The 19,080-nt window shown below is 70.3% G+C and carries 22 protein-coding genes; 1 reads left to right on the top strand and 21 read right to left on the bottom strand.

Annotated elements, in window-relative coordinates:
• The 20 genes from E4O86_RS06880 to E4O86_RS06785 all read right to left on the bottom strand — a co-directional run.
• Nucleotides 1-276 (bottom strand): translation initiation factor IF-2 associated domain-containing protein (locus E4O86_RS06880; protein ID WP_205520746.1); only part of this gene is annotated, 276 nt, incomplete at its 3' end.
• Nucleotides 273-941: an RNA-binding protein gene (locus E4O86_RS06875; RefSeq protein ID WP_161139783.1), complete on the bottom strand. Its 669-nt coding sequence runs from the start codon at nucleotides 939-941 to the stop codon at nucleotides 273-275. The genes E4O86_RS06880 and E4O86_RS06875, both read right to left, overlap by 4 nt.
• Nucleotides 938-2,554 carry a transcription termination factor NusA gene (gene nusA / locus E4O86_RS06870; RefSeq protein WP_161139782.1) on the bottom strand — a complete coding sequence of 539 codons (1,617 nt, stop codon included), beginning with the start codon at nucleotides 2,552-2,554 and terminating at the stop codon, nucleotides 938-940. Before nusA ends, E4O86_RS06875 begins: the two co-directional genes overlap by 4 nt.
• A gap of 20 nt (nucleotides 2,555-2,574) precedes the next feature.
• Nucleotides 2,575-3,129: a ribosome maturation factor RimP gene (gene rimP / locus E4O86_RS06865; RefSeq protein WP_161139781.1), complete on the bottom strand. Its 555-nt coding sequence runs from the start codon at nucleotides 3,127-3,129 to the stop codon at nucleotides 2,575-2,577.
• A 173-nt stretch (nucleotides 3,130-3,302) separates the two neighbouring features.
• Nucleotides 3,303-4,076, bottom strand: coding sequence for an enoyl-CoA hydratase (locus tag E4O86_RS06860; RefSeq protein ID WP_161139780.1), 774 nt, complete (start codon nucleotides 4,074-4,076; stop codon nucleotides 3,303-3,305).
• Nucleotide 4,077: 1 nt separating this feature from the next.
• A complete protein-coding gene (locus E4O86_RS06855; protein WP_161139779.1) occupies nucleotides 4,078-4,485 on the bottom strand; it encodes a nuclear transport factor 2 family protein in 408 nt (135 codons plus the stop codon).
• Complete coding sequence (gene trmB, locus E4O86_RS06850; protein ID WP_246206259.1) at nucleotides 4,482-5,243, bottom strand: tRNA (guanine(46)-N(7))-methyltransferase TrmB; 762 nt, start codon at nucleotides 5,241-5,243, stop codon at nucleotides 4,482-4,484. The genes E4O86_RS06855 and trmB overlap by 4 nt, the downstream gene beginning before the upstream one ends.
• A 4-nt stretch (nucleotides 5,244-5,247) precedes the next feature.
• Nucleotides 5,248-6,417 (bottom strand): methionine adenosyltransferase, encoded by a 1,170-nt coding sequence (metK, locus tag E4O86_RS06845; RefSeq protein ID WP_161139777.1) that lies wholly within the window; start codon nucleotides 6,415-6,417, stop codon nucleotides 5,248-5,250.
• A 131-nt stretch (nucleotides 6,418-6,548) separates the two neighbouring features.
• On the bottom strand, nucleotides 6,549-6,896 hold the full coding sequence (locus E4O86_RS06840) for a helix-turn-helix domain-containing protein (protein WP_161139788.1): 348 nt from the start codon (nucleotides 6,894-6,896) through the stop codon (nucleotides 6,549-6,551).
• 183 nt (nucleotides 6,897-7,079) lie between these two features.
• Complete coding sequence (lnt, locus tag E4O86_RS06835; RefSeq protein WP_343039112.1) at nucleotides 7,080-8,747, bottom strand: apolipoprotein N-acyltransferase; 1,668 nt, start codon at nucleotides 8,745-8,747, stop codon at nucleotides 7,080-7,082.
• Nucleotides 8,728-9,801, bottom strand: coding sequence for a hemolysin family protein (locus tag E4O86_RS06830; protein ID WP_161139776.1), 1,074 nt, complete (start codon nucleotides 9,799-9,801; stop codon nucleotides 8,728-8,730). Before E4O86_RS06830 ends, lnt begins: the two co-directional genes overlap by 20 nt.
• Nucleotides 9,794-10,294, bottom strand: coding sequence for an rRNA maturation RNase YbeY (gene ybeY, locus E4O86_RS06825; protein ID WP_161139775.1), 501 nt, complete (start codon nucleotides 10,292-10,294; stop codon nucleotides 9,794-9,796). The genes E4O86_RS06830 and ybeY overlap by 8 nt, the downstream gene beginning before the upstream one ends.
• Entirely contained in the window at nucleotides 10,284-11,318 is a 1,035-nt protein-coding gene (locus tag E4O86_RS06820) for a PhoH family protein (RefSeq protein ID WP_161139774.1), read from the bottom strand. Before E4O86_RS06820 ends, ybeY begins: the two co-directional genes overlap by 11 nt.
• A complete protein-coding gene (gene miaB / locus E4O86_RS06815) occupies nucleotides 11,318-12,688 on the bottom strand; it encodes a tRNA (N6-isopentenyl adenosine(37)-C2)-methylthiotransferase MiaB (protein ID WP_161139773.1) in 1,371 nt (456 codons plus the stop codon). The genes E4O86_RS06820 and miaB overlap by 1 nt, the downstream gene beginning before the upstream one ends.
• A gap of 66 nt (nucleotides 12,689-12,754) precedes the next feature.
• Nucleotides 12,755-13,603: a lyso-ornithine lipid O-acyltransferase gene (gene olsA / locus E4O86_RS06810; protein WP_161139772.1), complete on the bottom strand. Its 849-nt coding sequence runs from the start codon at nucleotides 13,601-13,603 to the stop codon at nucleotides 12,755-12,757.
• Nucleotides 13,604-13,661: 58 nt separating this feature from the next.
• Nucleotides 13,662-14,150, bottom strand: coding sequence for a ribosomal protein S18-alanine N-acetyltransferase (gene rimI / locus E4O86_RS06805; protein WP_161139771.1), 489 nt, complete (start codon nucleotides 14,148-14,150; stop codon nucleotides 13,662-13,664).
• On the bottom strand, nucleotides 14,147-14,830 hold the full coding sequence (gene tsaB / locus E4O86_RS06800; protein ID WP_161139770.1) for a tRNA (adenosine(37)-N6)-threonylcarbamoyltransferase complex dimerization subunit type 1 TsaB: 684 nt from the start codon (nucleotides 14,828-14,830) through the stop codon (nucleotides 14,147-14,149). Before tsaB ends, rimI begins: the two co-directional genes overlap by 4 nt.
• A 134-nt stretch (nucleotides 14,831-14,964) precedes the next feature.
• The gene (locus tag E4O86_RS06795; RefSeq protein ID WP_161139769.1) at nucleotides 14,965-15,522 is read right to left on the bottom strand and encodes a NifU family protein; all 558 of its coding nucleotides are present in this window, start codon (nucleotides 15,520-15,522) and stop codon (nucleotides 14,965-14,967) included.
• A 79-nt stretch (nucleotides 15,523-15,601) separates the two neighbouring features.
• Entirely contained in the window at nucleotides 15,602-16,513 is a 912-nt protein-coding gene (locus E4O86_RS06790; RefSeq protein WP_161139768.1) for a methylated-DNA--[protein]-cysteine S-methyltransferase, read from the bottom strand.
• Nucleotides 16,514-16,576: 63 nt separating this feature from the next.
• Entirely contained in the window at nucleotides 16,577-17,059 is a 483-nt protein-coding gene (locus tag E4O86_RS06785) for a DUF2244 domain-containing protein (protein ID WP_161139767.1), read from the bottom strand.
• A 22-nt stretch (nucleotides 17,060-17,081) separates the two neighbouring features.
• Between E4O86_RS06785 and nth the strand changes: the two genes are divergently transcribed.
• The gene (gene nth, locus E4O86_RS06780) at nucleotides 17,082-17,855 is read left to right on the top strand and encodes an endonuclease III (RefSeq protein WP_246206258.1); all 774 of its coding nucleotides are present in this window, start codon (nucleotides 17,082-17,084) and stop codon (nucleotides 17,853-17,855) included.
• Between the two features lie 231 nt (nucleotides 17,856-18,086).
• Here the strand turns inward: nth and gshB are convergent, their stop codons facing one another.
• Complete coding sequence (gene gshB / locus E4O86_RS06775; RefSeq protein WP_161139765.1) at nucleotides 18,087-19,028, bottom strand: glutathione synthase; 942 nt, start codon at nucleotides 19,026-19,028, stop codon at nucleotides 18,087-18,089.
• Nucleotides 19,029-19,080 lie beyond the last annotated feature (52 nt).

Below are 19,080 nucleotides of genomic sequence, written 5' to 3'. Positions count from 1 at the left end.
CTGGGGCCGCTGCTGGGGCTGTGCGGTGCTCGCCGGCTGGGCCGGGCGCGGCGCCTCGCGCGGGCGCTCGGCGACGACCGGAGCCTCGTCGGCGCCCTCGGGGCGATCGCCCGGGCCCGAGACGCGGCGACGCTTCTTCTCCACCAGCACCGATTTCGAGCGGCCGCCGGAGAAGCTCTGCCGGACGGTGTCGGTATCCCGCTTCAACGAAATCGTCTTGCGGCCGCCGCTCCCGACCCGGATCGTCTTGTCGCCTCTGCTCGTCGTATCTGTCATTCGTCGTTCCTGGCGTCGCCTTCTCGGTCCGCGGCGGAGCCGGCCGTGCAACCCTCGTAATGGGCAATGCGCTCGGCCGCTGCCGCGAAATTTCGTCCTGCCGGGCCGTGGAGCACGGCAGCATGTATCACATGTGGCCGGCCCAATGCCAAACTCAAATCCTCCGCGCAGAAGACGCGGATGACCGGGATCGTCGCGACCGATCCCGAGCGGCGTCTGAGCGCCGCCTCCATCTTGCGCCGGCCGTCCTCGGCCGCGTCCGCCGCAATCACGAGCGCCGCCGCGCGGCCGCTCTCGATCGTGGCCTCGACCTTGGCGAAGCCCGTGACGGCCTCGCCGGCCTTCCGTGCGAGCCCGAGCCGGCCGAGCGCCGACTTGCGGAGAAGCTCGCCGACCAAGCCGGGCAGCTCCGGGCCGGCCTTCACCGGCTGCTTCAGCGCGCGGGCGAAGAGGTTCTTCCGGACCGCCTCCTCCACGAGGCGGCGTTCCGCCCCGACCCACACGCCGCGACCGGGCAGGCGCGCCCTGAGATCGGGGACGACTTCTCCCTCCGGGCCGGCCACGAAGCGGAGGAGCTCGGCCTCCGGCCGCTGCGTCCGCGTCGCGATGCAGGTGCGAGTCCGCCCCGCCCGCGGTCCCTTTGCGCCGCCTTCCGCCGCCGTCAAGCCGCCGTCGTCTCCTCGCCTTCGCCTTCGCCCTCGTCCTCTTCGCCTTCGGGCGACGGCTCCTCGGTCTCCTCGATGAGCCCGGCCATGCGCCGGGCCGCCATCACGACCTCTTCCGCCTCCTGGCGCGAAATGTCGAAGCCGGAGAGTGCGCCTTCGAAACGCTGCGTCTCACCGTTCTTCCGCTCGGTCCAGCCGACGAGATCGTCGACCGCGCAATAGCCGAGATCCTCGAGCGTCTTGATGTCGTTCTTGCCGAGCGCGACCAGCATCGCCGTGCTGAGGCCGGGCACCGCCTTGAGGTCGTCGGAGACCCCGAGCTTGCGCCGCTCCTCGTCGTTCGCCCGGTCGATCTCCTCGAGATATTCGCGGGCGCGCGTCTGCAGCTCCTCGGCTGTCTCCTCGTCGAAGCCTTCGATCGAGGCGACCTCGTCGAGGTCTACATAGGCAACCTCGTCGACGCTCGCAAACCCTTCCGAGGCGAGGAGCTGCGCCACCATCTCGTCGACGTCGAGCGCCTTCACGAAGAGGTCGGTCCGTTCGGCGAACTCCTTCTGGCGCCGCTCCGATTCCTCGTCCTCGGTCAGGATGTCGATGTCCCAGCCGGTGAGCTGGGAGGCGAGGCGCACGTTCTGGCCGCGCCGGCCGATGGCGAGCGAGAGCTGGTCGTCCGGCACGACCACCTCGATGCGCTCGGCGTCCTCGTCGAGCACGACCTTCGAGACTTCCGCCGGCTGCAGGGCGTTGACGATGAAGGTCGCGGCGTCGGGGTTCCACGGAATGATGTCGATGCGCTCGCCGGCGAGCTCCTGCACCACCGCCTGGACGCGGCTGCCGCGCATGCCGACGCAGGCGCCGACCGGGTCGATCGAGGAATCGTGCGAGACGACCGCGATCTTCGCCCGGCTGCCGGGATCGCGGGCAACCGACTTGATCTCGATGATGCCGTCATAGATCTCCGGCACCTCCATGGTGAAGAGCTTCGCCATGAACTGCGGATGGGTGCGGGAGAGGAAGATCTGCGGGCCGCGCTGCTCGCGCCGGACGTCGTAGACATAGGCGCGCACGCGGTCGCCGTAGCGGAAATTCTCGCGCGGGATGAGCTCGTCGCGGCGGATGATCGCCTCGGCCCGGCCGAGATCGACGACGACGTTGCCGTATTCGACCCGCTTCACCGTGCCGTTCACGATGTCGCCGATGCGGTCCTTGTAGTCGTCATACTGGCGGTCGCGCTCGGCGTCCCGCACCTTCTGCATGATGACCTGCTTGGCCGACTGCGCGGCGATCCGCCCGTAGTCGAGGGGCGGCAGCGGCTCGGAGATGAAATCGCCGATCTGGGCGGCCGGATTGCGGCGGCGGGCATCCTCGAGCGCGATCTGGGTCGCGAAGTCCTCGGGATTCTCCACCACCTCCATCAGGCGCTGGAGCCGGATCTCTCCGGTCTTCCCGTCGATCTCGGCGCGGATGTCGGTCTCGGCGCCGTAGCGGGACTTCGCGGCCTTCTGGATCGCGTCCTCCATCGCCTCGATCACGATGCGGCGGTCGATCAGCTTCTCGCGCGCGACCGCGTCGGCGATCTGCAGCAGTTCGAGCCTGTTCGCACTGACAGCCATGGCTCAGCTCCGTCCTCGTCTCAGTCGGATTCGTCCGTTGTTTCGTCTTCGGCGGGGGCGTTGCGCCGCGCCGTCTTGATGAGCTCGTCAGTCAGCACGAGCTTCGCCTCGCCGATATCCTCGAGCGGCAGCCAGAACTCGTTCGGCTCGGCCGCGTCGGCAAGGCGGATGCCGGCGGTCTCGTCCTTCAACCCGATCAGGATGCCGCGGAAGCGCTTCCGGCCGTTCTGCGCGCTCGCCATCTCGACCTTCGCCTCGTGGCCGGCCCAGAGCGCGAAATCCTTGGCGCGCGTCAGCGGCCGGTCGATGCCGGGGGAGGAGACCTCGAGGTGGTAGGCGCGGCCGATCGGGTCGTCGACGTCGAGCGCCGGCGAGATGTTGCGGCTGATGGCCTCGCAATCTTCGACGGTCATGGTGCCGTCCGGCCGCTCGGCCATGATCTGGACGGTCATGCCGTTCTGGCTCGTCACCTTGACGCGGACGAGCTCGTAGCCGAGGTCGCTCACGACCGGCTCCACGATATGGGCGATGCGGGCTTCGAGGCCCGTTTCGCGTGTCAGTCGGGGCGCGTCCATTCCGCTCGCTGATGCCGGCCCGCCGGGGCCCGGATCGAATGGGGTTGAGATAACAAAAAAGAGCGGGACCGGGTGGACCCACTCTCGATCTGTCTTCGAGATGTTGAAGACCATATACGCCCGCCCGGGCCGAAGTTCAAGCCGGCCGCCGGGCCGGGCGGCGGCCTGGCGCCTCAGCGGTTGCGGAACTGCGGCTCGCGCTTCTCCAGGAAGGCCGCCATGCCCTCCTTCTGGTCGAGCGTGGCGAACAGCGAATAGAACAGCCGGCGCTCGAAGCGGATGCCCTCGGCGAGCGTCGTCTCGTTGGCGCGGCCGACGGCCTCCTTGGCGGCCATCACCGCCGGCAGCGAGAAGGAGGCGATCCGCTGCGCCACCCGCACGGCCTCGTCGAGCAACTCCGCCGCCTCGACGATCCGCGACACGAGCCCGCAGCGCTCCGCCTCGACGGCGTCCATGGTGCGGCCGGTCAGGATCATCTCCATCGCCTTCGCCTTGCCGACGGAGCGGATCAGCCGCTGGGTCCCGCCGATGCCGGGAATGATGCCGAGCGTGATCTCCGGCATCCCGAAGCGCGCATTGTCGGCCGCGAGGATGAAGTCGCACATCATGGCGAGCTCGCAGCCGCCGCCGAGGGCGTAGCCCGCCACCGCCGCCACGAGCGGCTTGCGGTGCGCGGCGACCCGCTCCCAGCCGGAAAGGAAATCGTCGCGATAGGCGGCGACCGGATCGAGCTCGACCATTTCCTTGATGTCGGCCCCGGCGGCGAAGGCCCGCTCCGAGCCGGTGATGACGGTCGCCCCGATGCGCTCGTCCTCGGCGATCTCGTCGAGCGCCTCGGTGAGCTCGGCGAGGAGATCCGCGGAGAGCGCGTTGAGCGCCTTCGGGCGGTTGAGAGTGATCAGCGCGGCCCGGCCCCGCCGCTCCAGTCGGACCTGCTCGTAGGCCATCTCAGTCCCCCTCGGGCTCGTCGTTCACGATGACGGCGATCCGCCATGCCTCGCCGTGCCGGATCAAGGTGTAGTGGCAACGGAACGCGTGGAGAAGCTCCCCGTCCTGGCCCTCCTGCCGCCAGTCGACGGTGGCGAAGGCGGTGCCGCCCGCCAGGAGGAGCGTAGTCGTCTCCGGGGTGGTGAGGACGATCCCGGCCTCGTCGAAGACGTCGATCAGCGCTTCCGCGTTCTCCTCGATCTCCTCGGCATCCTCGAAGACGTGGCCCTCGCCGAGCTGCCAGATGACGGCGGGAAACGCGAAGCAGGCGGCGATGGCCGCCGCATCCGCGTCGTCGAAGCCCGACGCGTACTGCGCGAAGAGTTCCTCGATCTCGCGCCTCGCCCGATCGTCCGGAACCGCGCTCATCTGGTCGTCCCTCCCGGCCGGCCGCCTTCGGCCCGGTCCTTGCGATCGTCCTGAGCCGGGCGATCGTCCTGCGCCGGCAGGCGGAAGGTGAGATAGGTCGGCCTGCGGCCTGCCGCCAAGGCCTTCGCCTCGTAGCGGGTGCCGGGCCAGCCGGGCCAGGGCCGGCGCCAGTCGTCGGCCGTCTCTGCCGTCCAGGCGAGCACGCCATGCGCCTCGACCGTGGCGAGCGTCCAGTCGACGTAGCTCGGAAGGTCGCTCGCGAACCGGAACAGGCCGCCCGGCACGAGCAGGCGGCAGATGCGGTCGAGATTGTCCGGATTGACGAAGCGCCGCTTCCAGTGCCGGCGCTTCGGCCACGGATCGGGATAGAGCAGGTCCACCTCGGCGATCTGCCCCGGCGGCAGCCAGTCGAGCAGCGGAACCGCGTCGTCGTCATAGAGCCGGACGTTCGTCAGGCCCGCTTCGCCGAGCGCCTGCACGCCCTTGGCGAAGGCTGCGACGAAGGGCTCGACGCCGATGAAGCCGGCGCCCGGATCGGCGGCCGCGCAAGCGAGGAGATGCTCGCCCCCGCCCGTCCCGATCTCAAGCTGGATGCGCTCGACAGGGCGAGGGAACAGCGCCGCCGCGCGTACTGGCGGCGGCGTCTGCGGGTCGAGCCTCAGGCCGGGCAGGTGGCGGGTGAGCGCCGCCTGCTGGGAGGGCTTGAGCGGCTTGCCGACGCGCCGTCCGAAGAAGGCGCCGGCGCGTCTTTCCGGCAAGGGTTCAGAGCGCGTCCGAAATGGCGTCGATGAGATCGGTCCGCTCCCAGGAGAAGCCGCCGTCCGGCTCCGGATCGCGGCCGAAATGGCCGTACGCCGAGGTGCGCGCATAGATCGGGCGGTTGAGGCCCAGGCGCTGGCGGATGCCGCGCGGCGAGAGGTCCATCACCTGCCCGAGCGCCTTCTCCAGCGCCGCCTCGTCGACAGTCGCAGTCCCCTGCGTGTCGACGAAGATCGACAGCGGCTGCGGCACGCCGATGGCGTAGGAGAGCTGGATCGTGCAGCGCTCCGCGAAGCCGCCGGCGACGACGTTCTTCGCCAGGTAGCGCGCGGCATAGGCGGCCGAGCGGTCGACCTTGGTCGGGTCCTTGCCCGAGAACGCGCCGCCGCCATGGGGCGCCGCGCCGCCATAGGTGTCGACGATGATCTTGCGGCCGGTCAGGCCGCAATCGCCGTCGGGACCCCCGATCACGAACTTGCCGGTCGGGTTCACGTGCCAGACCGTGTCGCTGCTGATCCAGCTCTCCGGCAGCACTTCGCGGATATAGGGCTCGACGATGCGGCGCACGTCGGCGGATTCGAGCGTCTCGTCGAGATGCTGGGTCGAAAGCACGATGGAGCTCACCGCGACCGGCTGGCCGTCGCGATAGTCCACGGTGACCTGGGACTTGGCGTCCGGGCCGAGCGCAGGCTCCGTGCCGGCGTGGCGCACCTCGGCGAGGCGGCGGAGGATCTTGTGGGCGTAGTGGATCGGCGCCGGCATGAGTTCCGGCGTCTCGCGGCACGCATAGCCGAACATGATGCCCTGGTCGCCGGCGCCCTCGTCCTTGTTCTCGCGGCTGTCGACGCCCTGCGCGATGTCGGACGACTGCTCGTGAAGCAGCACCTCGATGTCGCAGTTGTCCCAGTGGAAGCCTTCCTGCTCGTAGCCGATGTCGCGCACGGCCTCGCGGGCGAGCCGCTTGACGGCCTCGGCGTCGATGTCGGCGGAGCCGCGCACCTCGCCGGCGATCACGACGCGGTTGGTCGTGGCGAGCGTCTCGCAGGCGACCCGCGCCTCCGGGACAGCAGCGAGATGCGCGTCCACGATGGTGTCGGAGATGCGGTCGCAGACCTTGTCAGGATGCCCTTCGGAGACCGACTCGCTGGTAAAGTGATAGCTGCGACGCGCCATATGACTTGTGTCCCGGTGATGAGAATACTGGAAGTGAAATCACGGCCCAAGCGAAACGAAGGGCGGGCAACACTTGCCCCGCCCCCGCTTCGTCGTCAAGTGATGGCGTTCGGGTGCCGTTGCGGCGCGCGTCAGTGAGAATCCTGATCGCCGAGAGAGCGGACGAGATCGATCACCTTGCGCCGCACCTTGGCATCCCGGATCCGCGCGAAGGCGCGGTTGAGCTCCAGGCCTTCCGACGTCGACAGGAATTCCATCACGAAATCGCCGGCGCCGTCCTCCCGCAGGCCGGGCATCTCGGTTCCGTCCGTCTCCGGGAAGAAGTAGGAGACGGGCACATCAAGCACTGTCGCCAGCTGCTGCAGCCGGCTTGCGCCGATCCGGTTCGTGCCCTTCTCGTACTTCTGGATCTGCTGAAACGTGATTCCCAGCTGCTCGCCCAGGCGCTCCTGACTCATGCCCAGCATCTTGCGCCGCATGCGGACACGACTGCCCACATACACGTCCGTCGGGTTCGGGCGCTTGCCCGACCGTTCTTCCACTACACTCACCCGGCGCCCCTAGGATGTGGTCGTAAAGTACCCTGCCGGTGGAAGCAGGGCAAATGAAGAACCGATGCGGCCAATCGCGGGCACGATGCTGTGCCGGCTAGGTAAAGTCAATCAACGTCCGGGAGAACGCCGCCATATTCCGGACGCCGCAATCAGCAGCGATCCGGCCAGCAGAAGCGGCACGATCCAGCCCCGCCGGCGCTCGAGGAAGGTGGGCGGAGCGGCGGCCGGAAGCGGCGCGTCGATCGCCTCCGCGGCCCCGAGATCGGAGCGCGCGAGGAGCCGGCCATAGGGGTCGATGACGGCCGAGATTCCGGTATTCGCCGCGCGGATGAGCGGCAGTCCTTCCTCGACGGCGCGTACCCGCGCCTGGTGGAAATGCTGCCACGGACCGATCGTGCGGCCGAACCAGCCGTCATTGGTGACGTTGAGGAGGAAGCCGGGCCGGTCGCCCGCGGGAAGCACCTTCCCGGGGAAGATGATCTCGTAGCAGATGAGCGGCGAGAAGGTCTGCCCCGACGGCAGCGCCAGCGCCCGTCTCTGCCGGCCCGCCGAGAACCCGCCCGGCAGCTTGGTCAGCTGCTCGAGCCCGAGCGCCTCGAAGAGGCCCTGGAACGGCAGGTATTCTCCAAACGGCACCAGGTGCACCTTGTCGTAGGCGTCGGTGACAGTGCCGCGGTCGTCGATCACGTAGATGCTGTTGTAGTAGCGCGGCCGGCCGGCTTCCGAGTCGTCGATGCGGGCGGCGCCCGTCACCAGGACGGAGCCGCGCGGCAGCATGTCCGCGATCGATCCGAGCACGTCCGGATGGCGCATCAGCGCGAACGGAAACGCCGATTCCGGCCAGACGAGCACCGTGCCGGCCGAAAGCGGCCGCGCCTCGCTCTGCGACAGCCTGAGATAGGTGTCGACCACGGAGGTGCGGTTCTCCGGCAGCCATTTCTGCGCCTGGTCGATGGCCGGCTGCATGATCCGGATCGAGAGGTCCGGCACCATGGCACGGTCGGCATGGGCGAGGCGGAGCATCCCGGAGAGCGCGAGCGCCGCCACCGCGAGGACCGACAATGCGGGCAGCACGATGTTCCGTCCCGCGCGCCCGGCGGCCGGCGCGAGCACGGCCGGGGCGGCGAAGACGGCGACCGCGAGCACCGTGAGGCCCGGCACGCCGAAGAGCGCGGCGGACTGCATCAGCGGCTCCCCCGCCGTCAGCGCGTAGCCGACCGCGTTCCAGGGAAATCCGGTGAGCACGTTCCCGCGCAGCCATTCGGCGCCGCCGAGGGCGGCGGCGAGCGCGAAGACGCGCGTCCAGGAGCCCGACCAGAGGAGCCGGGCGAAGGCGGCTGCCGCGCCCCAGAAGAGCGCGAGGCCGGCTGGCAGCGCGAGCACGGCGAACGGCATCATCCAGCCGAACTGTTCGGCGTCGACGAGGAAGGCGGCGCCGACCCACCAGAGCCCCGCCAGGAAGTAGCCGAACCCGAACCACCACCCGGTCGCGAAGGCCGGGCGGAAACGCCGGCCGGCGCCGCTCCGCGACGTCGAATCCGCGCCGTCGATCAGCCAGACCAGGACGGGAAAGGTGAGCCAGAGAACCGGGAACAGGAAGAAGGGCGGCTGGGCGAGCGCGGACGCGGCGCCGGCGCAGAAGGCGATGCCGCGCCGCCGCCAGCCCCAGGACAGGATCACCCAGTTCGCCAGCCGATCCATCAGCGCCGCCGATTCGCTGCCGCTCGACCCTTGCTGGCCGACGCGGCGCGCGACTTCAAGCGGCGTCTGCGTCACTGGGCGGCTCGGGGGGCGGCTCGGGGCGCCGCCGCGCCTCCGGATCGCGGCCGACCTTCTGGCGGACGCGCGGGACGAGCTTCCGCCGTTCGCGGATCCGGATGCGCTTGATCCGCCGCGGATCGGCGTCGAGGATCTCGAACTCGTAGCCCTCGACGGCGTTGACGATCTCGCCGCGGACGGGGATCCGGCCGGTCGCCGCGAAGACGAGGCCGCCGACCGTCTCGACGTCCTGGTCCTCCTCGCGCGGGCGGAAGTTCTCGCCGATCACCGCCTGGGCGTCCTCGATCGAGGTGCGCGCGTCGGCCACGTACTGGCCGTCGGCGACCTTGACCACCTTGACCTCCTCCTCGAGGTCGTACTCGTCCTCGATCTCGCCCACGATGATCTCGACGAGGTCCTCGATCGAGACGAGCCCGTCGGTGCCGCCATATTCGTCGATCACGAGTGCGATCTGGGTGCGGCTCGCCTGCATGCGCTCGAGGAGAAGGCGCGCCGGCATGGAAGGCGGCACGAAGAGGAGGGGCCGGACGAGGCCCGCCTTCTCGATGCCGAGGCCGAGATCGACGGCGGCGAGGTCGCAGGCGGGAACGGCCTCCGGTTCGTCCTCCGGCGGGCGCGGCCCGGCCGCGGCCGTGTCGGTGATCCAGGCCATCACGTCCTTGATGTGGATCATGCCGATCGGGTCATCGAGCGTCTCGCGGTAGACGGGCATCCGGCTGTGTCCCGCCTCGCGGAAGGCGAGGAGGACGCGCCAGACCGACCACGCCGCCTCCACGGCCTCGATGTCGGCGCGCGGCACCATCACGTCGTCGACGCGCATGTCGCCGAGCCGGAGGATCGCGCGCAGCATGGCGCGCTCCTCGGGAGAGAACGAGGTGCCGCTCGCCTCGTCCTCGGCGATCACGTCCTCGATTTCGCTCCGCGCGGAGCCGTTGCCCCGCTTGAAGAGGCCGCGAAAGGCCGCGCGCAGCCGTTCCGGGAGATGCTCCTGGCCGGTCGATTCGCCGGAATCGCCAGCCGTGGTGGTACTTTGGGGAGGGTCGTCAGTCATTTCCGATCGGGGAGGCGAGATACGGGTCGGGTATGCCCATCCGGGACAAGGCCTGCCGTTCCAGCGCTTCCATCCGTTCCGCTTCGTCGTCCTCCTCGTGATCGTAGCCGAGGAGATGCAGTGTGCCGTGCACGATCAAATGGGCGATATGATGGTCGAGCGGTCGTCCTGCAAGCCCGGCCTCGCTGGCGACGGTCTCCGCCGCCAGCACGATGTCGCCGAGAAGGGGCCCGTGCGCCTGCGGGAAGGAGAGGACGTTGGTGGGCCTGTCCTTGCCGCGCCAGCGCGCGTTGAGCTCGCGGATCGCCGCGTCGTCCGTGAAGAGAAGGCTGATCTCGGCGCCGTCCGAGACAGGGTCGCCGGCCTCCGCGAGGGCGGTCGCGACCGCGCTCTCCGCGATCCGCTCCAGCCGTTCCGCGGGCGGCCAGTCGCCCGCCTCGACGGCGATGTCGAGCGCGGCCGCCGGCCGGTCGCGCGGGGCCTCAGCCGTCACGGCGCTGCTCCCGCCGGTCCGGCTGGCGCTCGTAGGCCGCCACGATCCGCTGCACGAGCGCGTGGCGCACCACGTCCTCGCCGCGGAACCGGCAGATCGCCACGCCTTCGACGCCCTCCAGGATGGCGGTCGCCTCCACCAGGCCGGAGACCTCGCCCGGCCGGAGGTCGATCTGCGTCGGATCGCCGGTCACGAACATCTTGGAGCCTTCGCCGAGCCGCGTGAGGAACATCTTCATCTGCATGGAGGTGGCGTTCTGCGCCTCGTCCAGGATGACGGCGGCGTGGGCGAGCGTGCGTCCGCGCATGAAGGCGAGCGGCGCGATCTCGATCGCGCCCGACTGCAGGCCGCGCTCGACGCGTTCCGACGGCATCATGTCGTAGAGCGCGTCGTAGAGCGGCCGGAGATAGGGGTCGACCTTCTCCTTCATGTCGCCGGGCAGGAAGCCGAGCCGCTCTCCCGCCTCGACGGCGGGGCGGCACAGGATGATGCGGTCGACGTCGCCGCGCTCCAGCATGGCGGCCGCGAAGGCGACGGCGAGATAGGTCTTGCCGGTGCCGGCCGGGCCGGTGCCGAAGACGAGCTCGCACCGGTCCATGGCGCGGATATAGGCGTCCTGCGCGAGCGTGCGGGCGACCACCGACTTCTTGCGCGTGGAGACGCGGGCGAAGCGCATCCGTCCCGATTCCTCGAGCGTCGGCAGCGAGAGCTGCGCATCCGCCATCTCGGCCATGCGGACGGCGCCCTCGACGTCGCCCTGCAGCACCTCGTGGCCCTCGAGCAGGCGGTCGTAGAGCGATTCCAGCACCCGCCGGGCCTGGTTCACCGCTACCGGGCCGCCGGAGATCGTGACCGTGTTGCCGCGCGCGCGCGCATCGACGCCGAGGCGCTTCTCGAGGAGGGCGAGGTTCTGGTCGAACTCGCCATAGAGCGCGCTCGCAAGACGGTTGTTCTCGAAGACGAGATCGATCCGCTGGTCTGCAGGTCCGGCCGCGGCTGCTCCGGTTCCGCCGCGCGGTGGCATCAGGCGATGGCCCTCATCGTTGCCCGGTTCCCGGGCAACGCGCCGAAAAGGCTGTTCGATCCGGCTTCGACGATGCGGACGTCGACGATCGCGCCGAGCAGCGCCGGGGGCGCGTCGACCTGGACGGCCTGGAGCCAGGGCGAGCGGCCGATGAGCTGGCCCGGCCGCCGGCCGGCCTTCTCGAGGAGCACGGGGACGGTGCGCCCCGCCATGCCGGCGTTGAACGCCTTCTGCTGGCAATCGAGCAGGTCCTGGAGCCGCGCCAGCCGCTCCGCCTTCACGGGCTCGGGCACGTGCGCCGCGCTGTCGGCCGCGGGCGTGCCGGGCCGCGGGCTGTACTTGAAGGAATAGGCCTGGGCGTAGCCGACGGTCTCGACGAGCCGCATCGTGTCCTCGAAATCGGAATCGGTCTCGCCGGGGAAACCGACGATGAAGTCGCCCGAGAGCGCGAGGTCGGGGCGCGCGGCGCGCAGCCGGTCGACGATCCGGAGATAGTCGTCGCGCCGGTGGCGGCGGTTCATCGCCTTCAGGATCCGGTCGGAGCCGGACTGCACGGGCAGGTGCAGATAGGGCATCAGCCTGTCGAGGTCGCGATGCGCGGCGATCAGGTCCTCGCCCATGTCGCGGGGATGGCTGGTCGTGTAGCGGAGCCGCTCGATGCCGGGCAGCGCGGCGAGCCGCGAAAGCAGGCGGGCGAGCGACCAGGCGCCGTCCGGCCCGGCGCCGCGATAGGCGTTGACGTTCTGGCCGAGCAGCGTCAGCTCGCGCACGCCCTGGGCGGCGAGGCGCTCCGCCTCCTCGACGATGCGGGCGACGGGCCGCGAGGCTTCGGCGCCGCGCGTATAGGGCACGACGCAGAAGGTGCAGAACTTGTCGCAGCCTTCCTGGACCGTCAGGAAGGCCGTCGGGCCCCGCTTCGGTGCCGCGGTGCCGACCGGCGGCATGTGGTCGAACTTGTCCTCGGGCGGAAACTCCGTCTCCACCGCCGGGCCGCCCGTCCGAGCCCGTTCCAGGATCGCCGGCAGCCGGTGATAACTCTGCGGCCCGACCACGGCGTCGACGGCGGGCGCCCGCGCCACGATCTCCGCGCCTTCGGCCTGGGCGACGCAGCCGGCGACGGCGATCCGGAGGTCGCGTCCGGCGCTGCGCGCGCGCTCCTTCAGGATCCGCAGCCGGCCGATCTCGGAATAGACCTTCTCGGCCGCCTTCTCGCGGATGTGGCAGGTGTTGAGCACGACGAGATCGGCGCCCTCGGGCGCCTCCGCCGCCTCATAGCCTTCGCGCGCCAGAACATCCGCCATACGACCGGAATCGTAGACGTTCATCTGGCAGCCATAGGTCTTGATGAAGACTTTCTTTGCCTCGGCCATTCGAGGGCGATGCCGCATCCGGAATGTTGCGCTCCGGCCCGCTCTAGAACAAATGCGGCCCGGCGGCTAGGGGTGCTTCGGCAGCGCCGCGAGCAAATCCTCCGGCCTGCGTCCGGCGTTGAGGCCGGCGACCACGCGGCGCACCGCCTGTCCGGCCTCCGCGGTCACCCGCTTGCGGTCGTCGGAGGCGCGGAGCCGGCGCGGCGGGGCGAACACGATCTCGACGTCGATCCCGCCGAGCCCCAGAAGGTGCGAGAGATGCGGCAGCAGGTCCATGTCGCCGTACCAGGCGATCTCGGGCCTGTGCTGGCGGCCGAGCGGAATGCCGAGCATGCTGCGATAGGCGATCGCGACCGGCTGCACGGTCGCCCCGCCGCCGCCTTCGATCAGCCGCTGGGCGGCGCCGACGAGTGCCGAGCGGAACGGGAGGACGCGGTTGCCGTCGCTCGAGGTGCCTTCCGCGAAGAGGAGGATGATGTCGCCGGCCGAGAGCCGCTCCGCGACCTCCTCGGCGGACGCGCCGGTCGCGTGCCGCCGCTCGCGGTCGACGAAGACGGAGCGCTGCAGCTTCGCGAGCCAGCCGAACACGCCCCAGCCCGCCACCTCCTTCTTCGCGACGAAGGAAACGGGCGCGACGCTCGCGAGCACCGTGATGTCGAGCCACGAGATGTGGTTGGCGAGGAGGAGGAGGGGGCGGTCGCGGGCGATCTCCCCCGTGACGTGAACGCGAATGCCCACGAGCCGCATCACGAAGCGGTGCCACAGCACCGTCACGGCGCTCGCGGCGCGCCCGCCGATCACGACGCCGGCGAGGTGGAAGGGGACGAGCACGGCGAGCGCCAGCCCGGCGAGGACGGCCGTGCCCCAGAGGCGGATCTGCTCGAGAGGTCCCTGGCGCGGCGCTTGGTCGTTCATCTGCGGGACCCGATAGTCCGGCGGCCGGGTTCCGGCAAGGCGTGCGCCCGCCGGCGCCTCAGCGGAGCTTCCGGCGCATGACCACGGCGCCGCTCGGCCGCGGCCGGCCCTGCGCGTAATATCCGGGCCGCTCGCCGACGACCTCGAAATCGAAGGCCTGGTAGAGCGCGATCGCCGGCGTGTTCGCCTCCTCCACCTCGAGCGTCACGGAGACCACGTGCTCGCGGTAGCAGTGCCGGAGCAGTTCCTCGAGCAGCGCGCGGCCGAGCCCGCGGCGCCGGCAATCGTCCGTCACCGCGATCGAGATCACCTCGCCCTCGTCGGCCACGATGCGGTAGAGCGCGAAGCCGCCGCGGGTGATCCGCCCGATCGGGTTGCGGTAGTCGGCGATCAGCGCATGGGTGCCCGGCTGGCTGAGCATCGCCTCGAACTCGGCGGCGCTCCAGCCGCGCCGGAACGCCGCGCCGTGGATGTCGGCGAGGAGATCGCAATCGTCTATGCCCGCGGCGCCGACCGCGGTCGAGGATCGTCCGAAGGTGGCTCTCATGCCCGTGCGATCGCCTTTCCCGCCTGCGGCTTGGCGTCCGGCGGCCTCAGGTAGAGCGGCCGCGGCGGCGATATGCCGGCGCCTGCGAGCGCGAGCCCGGCCACCGCGGCGATGTCGGCATGGTCGGCGGCCGTCGCGGTCTCGGCGGCGAGGCCGATCGCGGCAAGGCGCGTCTTCAGGGCGGGCGCGGCGGAACCGGTCAGGATGAGGGGCGCTCCGAATTCTTCGATTCGCTTCGTCAGGCCGTCATAGTCCAACAGGCACGGCGGGAGGTTCAAGCCGTCCTGCGTGGCGATGGCGGCGTAGACCTCCTCGCGCTTGGCGTCGAGCGCCGCGACCGCGGTGCCGCCGGCGCTCCGGAGCGGAAAGAGCAATGCCTCGAGCACGCCGATCCCGCAGGCCGGACGGCCGAGCGCGAGCGCGAGGCCGCGCGCGGCGGCGACGCCGACCCGCACGCCCGTGAAGGAGCCCGGTCCGACGGTGACGGCGATCCGGTCGAGGTCCGGATAGCCGATGGCGGCATCCGCGAGGACCGCCTCGACGAGCGGGAAGAGGTGCTCGGCATGGCCGCGCTCGACCCGGATCTCCCGCCGCGCCAGGATCTCGGCGGACCCGTCCTCGCCCGCGCGCGCAAGGGCGGCGGCGCAGTTCGGGCCGGCGGTGTCGATGGCGAGAAGCATCCGGAGGCGCTGGGGCAGTTCAAACGGTCGCCGACAGCGCTAGCCGCCGGCGGCCCGGCGCCGCAAGCGAAAACGGCCGCGCGGCGGCCGGGGATCGCCGTCGCCGGCGCCCGGACGCGCTCCGGGCGGGCCGTTCAGACCGGGCGGACTTCCATCACCTCGGGCACGAAGTGCCGGAGCAGGTTCTCGATCCCCTGCTTCAGCGTCGCCGTGGAGGAGGGGCACCCCGAGCAGGCGCCGCGCATGTGGAGATAGACCACGCCGTCGCGGAAGCCCTGGAAGGTGATGTCGCCGCCGTCATTCGCGACCGCGGGCCGGACGCGGGTCTCGATCAGCTCCTTGATTACGGAGACGGTGCCGGAATCCTCGTCGGCGAAATCTTCCTCGTCGGCCGTGCGGGCGCCCCGCGCCTCCGCAAGAACGGGCGCGCCGGACATGTAGTGCTCCATGATCGCGCCGAGCACGGCAGGCTTGATGTGCTGCCACTCGGCACGGCCCTTGGTCACGGTGATGAAGTCGTGGCCGAGGAAGACGCCGTTGACGCCGTCGACCGCGAAGATGCGGGCGGCGAGCGGCGAGACCTCCGCGTCGCCGGGGGTGCGGAAGTCGCGCGGGTCGCCCGGAAGGACGGCCCGGCCCGGAATGAACTTCAGCGTGGCCGGATTGGGCGTCTCTTCGGTCTGGATGAACATCGACGTCGTTCCCTGCTGCCGCTCCGACCATAAGATTGGAACGGTTCTAAGGAACAGATGGTCGGGATTCGTCCGGCCGTCAAGACGCCTGGCCGGCGATCCCCGATTCCCATCCGATGATGGCGCGCTTGCGCGTCAGGCCCCAGTGGTATCCGGTCAGGCTGCCGGTCCCGCCGATAATGCGATGACACGGCACGACGAAGGAGATCGGGTTTCGGCCGATCGCCGCGCCGACCGCGCGCGCCGCCTTCGGGTTGGCGATCCGGCCGGCGATGTCGCCGTAGGTGGTCAGCCTGCCGAGCGGCACCGCGAGCAGGGTCTGCCACACGCGCACCTCGAAGTCCGTGCCGATCATGACGACCCGGAGCGGGCGGTCCGGCCGCCATTCCGCCGGATCGAAGATGCGGCGGGAGAGCGCGGCTGTGCCGGGCACGTCCTCGACATAGTCCGCCTGCGGCCAGCGCGCGCTCATGTCGGCGAACACCTTGTCCTCTTCCCCCGGATCCGCGAAGGCGAGGCCGGCCAGCCCGCGTTCCGTCGCCATCACGAGCGCGAGCCCGAACGGGGATTCGTGGAAGCCCCACCGGATGATCAGGCCGGCGCCGCGCGCCCGGTAGGCGCCCGGCGTCAGCGCCTCGTGCGTGACGAAGAGGTCGTGCAGCCGCGCCGGGCCGGAGAGGCCGACCTCGTAGGCCGCGTCGAGCACCGTCGCGGAATCCTGCAGGAGCGCGCGCGCGTGCTTCAGCGTCAGCGCCTGGAGGAACGCCTTCGGCGAGAGCCCCGCCCAGCGCGTGAAGAGCTTCTGCAGGCGGAACGGATCCATGCCGGCCACCTCCGCGATCCGCTCGAGCGATGGCTGCTCGCGCCAGTTGTTCGAGACATATTCGATGACCCTGCGCACGACATCGTAGTCGGACGCCGGGCACGCGGTTGCCGTTCTGATCGGTTCGGGGGCCGGGTCGAAACCGGCCAGGGTCTCTGCGAAAGCCATGACTCGCCTCCTGCGGCGCAACATGCGCCCGCGCGGCAGTGCTCGCCACCCGATTCTTGCGCCTCAGCGCCTCGCCTCGGCGAGCGCCGCGCCGAAGGCCTGCGCGAAGCTCTTGCGGTCGTCCGGGTTGAGGAAGGTCGCGACCGGAACGCTCTCGCTGCGCGAGCGGACCGTGAGGTGGGTCACGCCCTCGTCCTCGAGCTCGCGGATCTCGAGGCGCACCCAGTAGGGATTGAAGCGAATTTCGCGCGCGCGCCCCCGCGGGGTGACCTTGCGGATGAGCAGTTCGTCGCGCGAGACCACGATCTCCTCGTAGGCGCGTGCGGAGCGGTAGTTGAGCCGGAAGGCGGCGTAGATCGCCAGCACGTCGAGCCCCATGAAGCCGACGATCGGCCAGGCGCCGATCGCCCAGAAGAGCAGCCCCGCGCCGAAGCAGGTCGCGCCGACGAAGCCCATGAGGATGCCGAAGCCGGCCGGCGAGAGCGAGCGGTACGGCGTCAGCGTGGCCGAGAAGATGGGATCCGCAATTCCGTTGCGCGCGGTCATGGCCCCTCAATATAGAGAGCCGATGTCAAAAGCCACGCCCGCGGACGCCCGCGCCGCCCCGCGATCCGCCAAGCCCCGGGCTTCCGCGAAGCGCGCGCGCCTGCCGCGCAGCCGGCTCACCAAGGCGGAGATCGAGACGGTCTTCGAGCGCTTCCAGGCGCGCCTGCCGGAGCCGAAGGGCGAGCTCGAATACGTCAACCCGTATACGCTCCTCGTCGCCGTCGTCCTCTCCGCGCAGGCGACCGACGCCGGGGTCAACAAGGCGACGCGCGCGCTCTTCGCGGTCGCCGATACGCCCGCGAAGATGGTCGCGCTCGGCGAGGCGCGGCTGGTGGACTGCATCCGCACGATCGGCCTCTTCCGCAACAAGGCGAAGAACGTCATCGCGCTCTCCCGCATCCTGGCGGAGGAATTCGGCGGCGAGGTCCCGCGCGACCGCGAGGCGCTGGAGCGGCTCCCCGGCGTCGGGCGGAAGACCGCGAACGTCGTGCTCAACACCGCCTTCGGGGAGCCGGTGATCGCGGTCGACACCCATCTCTTCCGGGTCTCGAACCGCACCGGCCTCGCGCCGGGCAAGGATCCGGCCGAGGTGGAGCAGGTCCTGGAGCGCGTCGTCCCCGACCGCTTCAAGCGCCACGCCCATCACTGGCTGATCCTGCACGGACGCTATGTCTGCAAGGCGCGCAAGCCCGACTGCCCGGTCTGCCCGATCGCCGACATCTGCCGCTACACGGCGAAGACCGGGCCGGCGGGAGCGCTCCCGGTCGGTGCCGCCGGTCCGGCCGTGACGGCCTGAGCCGGCCGCGGCCTCAGAAGGCCTTTATCACCAGGACGATGCCGGCCACCACGATGGCGAAGGCTATCCAGATTTCGTCGGGAATCTGACGAAAAAAGTGGACCCATTCGTGCATGTTGCACTTCCAGGTGCGGCCGACGTTGCTTGCAGGATACCAGAACGACTTTGCCGCCACAATGACGGGCGGTCGCGCCCCGGGGCGCGCTCCTCCGTCGCCCGCGCGGCCGGCGCTCAGCCCTTCTTCGCCTCGATCGCGTCCCAGACCAGGGCTGCGATGTCGGCCCCGCCGAATCGCTTCACCTCGCGGATTCCCGTCGGGGAGGTCACGTTGATCTCCGTCAGGCAGTCGCCGATCACGTCGATGCCGACGAGGAGGAGGCCGCGCGCCTTCAGGTCCGGTCCGATCCGCGCGCAGATCTCGCGGTCGCGGTCGGTCATCTCCGCGGGCGTCGCCTTGCCGCCGACATGCATGTTGGAGCGTGCATCGCCGAGCGCCGGGATGCGGTTGATCGCGCCGACCGGCTCGCCCTCGACGAGGATGATGCGCTTGTCGCCCTGGCGGACGGCCGGCAGGTAGCGCTGCACTACGAAGGGCTCGCGGAAGCGGTCGACGAAGATCTCGAGAAGGGCCGAGAGGTTCTCGTCGTCCTCGCGGAGCCGGAACACGGCCGCGCCCCCGTTGCCGTAGAGCGGCTTCACGATGATGTCGCCGAACTCCTTGCGGAACGCGCGGACCGCTTCGGGGTCGCGCGTGATGAGCGTTTCCGGCATCAGCTCCGGATAGGCCATCACGTAGAGCTTCTCCGGCGCGTTCCGCACCTCCTTCGGGTCGTTCACGACCAGCGTGGCGGGCGGCGCCATTTCCAGGATGTGCGTAGCCGTGATGTAGGCCATGTCGAAGGGCGGGTCCTGCCGCATGAGGACGATGTCGCATTCGCCGAGATCGACGGTCCGCAGCGCGCCGAGCTGTGCGTGGCGGCCCTGCTCCTCGGCGACCTTGACCGGCTCCATCGGGGCGCTCACGCGGCCGTTCCGGAGCGACAGCCGCTCCGGCGTGTAGTGGAGCAGCGAATGCCCGCGCCGCTGCGCCTCGAGCATCAGTGCGAAGGTCGTGTCGCCGGCGATGCTGATGCCGGAAATGTGGTCCATCTGGACCGCGACTTGGAAGGTCATGCCTGCGGCTCTCGGGTTGCGAAGTCGCCCTGCGATAGCCCCGGGACCCGCT

It is taken from the genome of Propylenella binzhouense, assembly GCF_009866965.1.
Taxonomy (GTDB): Bacteria; Pseudomonadota; Alphaproteobacteria; order Rhizobiales; family Afifellaceae; genus Propylenella; species Propylenella binzhouense.
This window is presented reverse-complemented; position numbering and strand designations above follow the sequence as displayed.

Excerpts from the sequence above, each read along its gene's own strand:
- nusA (WP_161139782.1), bottom strand. The coding sequence starts at position 2,554 with ATGGCTGTCAGTGCGAACAGGCTCGAACTGCTGCAGATCGCCGACGCG.
- rimP (WP_161139781.1), bottom strand. The coding sequence starts at position 3,129 with ATGGACGCGCCCCGACTGACACGCGAAACGGGCCTCGAAGCCCGCATC.
- E4O86_RS06860 (WP_161139780.1), bottom strand. The coding sequence starts at position 4,076 with ATGGCCTACGAGCAGGTCCGACTGGAGCGGCGGGGCCGGGCCGCGCTG.
- E4O86_RS06855 (WP_161139779.1), bottom strand. The coding sequence starts at position 4,485 with ATGAGCGCGGTTCCGGACGATCGGGCGAGGCGCGAGATCGAGGAACTC.
- metK (WP_161139777.1), bottom strand. The coding sequence starts at position 6,417 with ATGGCGCGTCGCAGCTATCACTTTACCAGCGAGTCGGTCTCCGAAGGG.
- E4O86_RS06840 (WP_161139788.1), bottom strand. The coding sequence starts at position 6,896 with ATGCGGCGCAAGATGCTGGGCATGAGTCAGGAGCGCCTGGGCGAGCAG.
- E4O86_RS06830 (WP_161139776.1), bottom strand. The coding sequence starts at position 9,801 with ATGACTGACGACCCTCCCCAAAGTACCACCACGGCTGGCGATTCCGGC.
- E4O86_RS06820 (WP_161139774.1), bottom strand. The coding sequence starts at position 11,318 with ATGCCACCGCGCGGCGGAACCGGAGCAGCCGCGGCCGGACCTGCAGAC.
- miaB (WP_161139773.1), bottom strand. The coding sequence starts at position 12,688 with ATGGCCGAGGCAAAGAAAGTCTTCATCAAGACCTATGGCTGCCAGATG.
- olsA (WP_161139772.1), bottom strand. The coding sequence starts at position 13,603 with ATGAACGACCAAGCGCCGCGCCAGGGACCTCTCGAGCAGATCCGCCTC.
- rimI (WP_161139771.1), bottom strand. The coding sequence starts at position 14,150 with ATGAGAGCCACCTTCGGACGATCCTCGACCGCGGTCGGCGCCGCGGGC.
- tsaB (WP_161139770.1), bottom strand. The coding sequence starts at position 14,830 with ATGCTTCTCGCCATCGACACCGCCGGCCCGAACTGCGCCGCCGCCCTT.
- E4O86_RS06795 (WP_161139769.1), bottom strand. The coding sequence starts at position 15,522 with ATGTTCATCCAGACCGAAGAGACGCCCAATCCGGCCACGCTGAAGTTC.
- E4O86_RS06790 (WP_161139768.1), bottom strand. The coding sequence starts at position 16,513 with ATGGCTTTCGCAGAGACCCTGGCCGGTTTCGACCCGGCCCCCGAACCG.
- E4O86_RS06785 (WP_161139767.1), bottom strand. The coding sequence starts at position 17,059 with ATGACCGCGCGCAACGGAATTGCGGATCCCATCTTCTCGGCCACGCTG.
- nth (WP_246206258.1), top strand. The coding sequence starts at position 17,082 with ATGTCAAAAGCCACGCCCGCGGACGCCCGCGCCGCCCCGCGATCCGCC.
- gshB (WP_161139765.1), bottom strand. The coding sequence starts at position 19,028 with ATGACCTTCCAAGTCGCGGTCCAGATGGACCACATTTCCGGCATCAGC.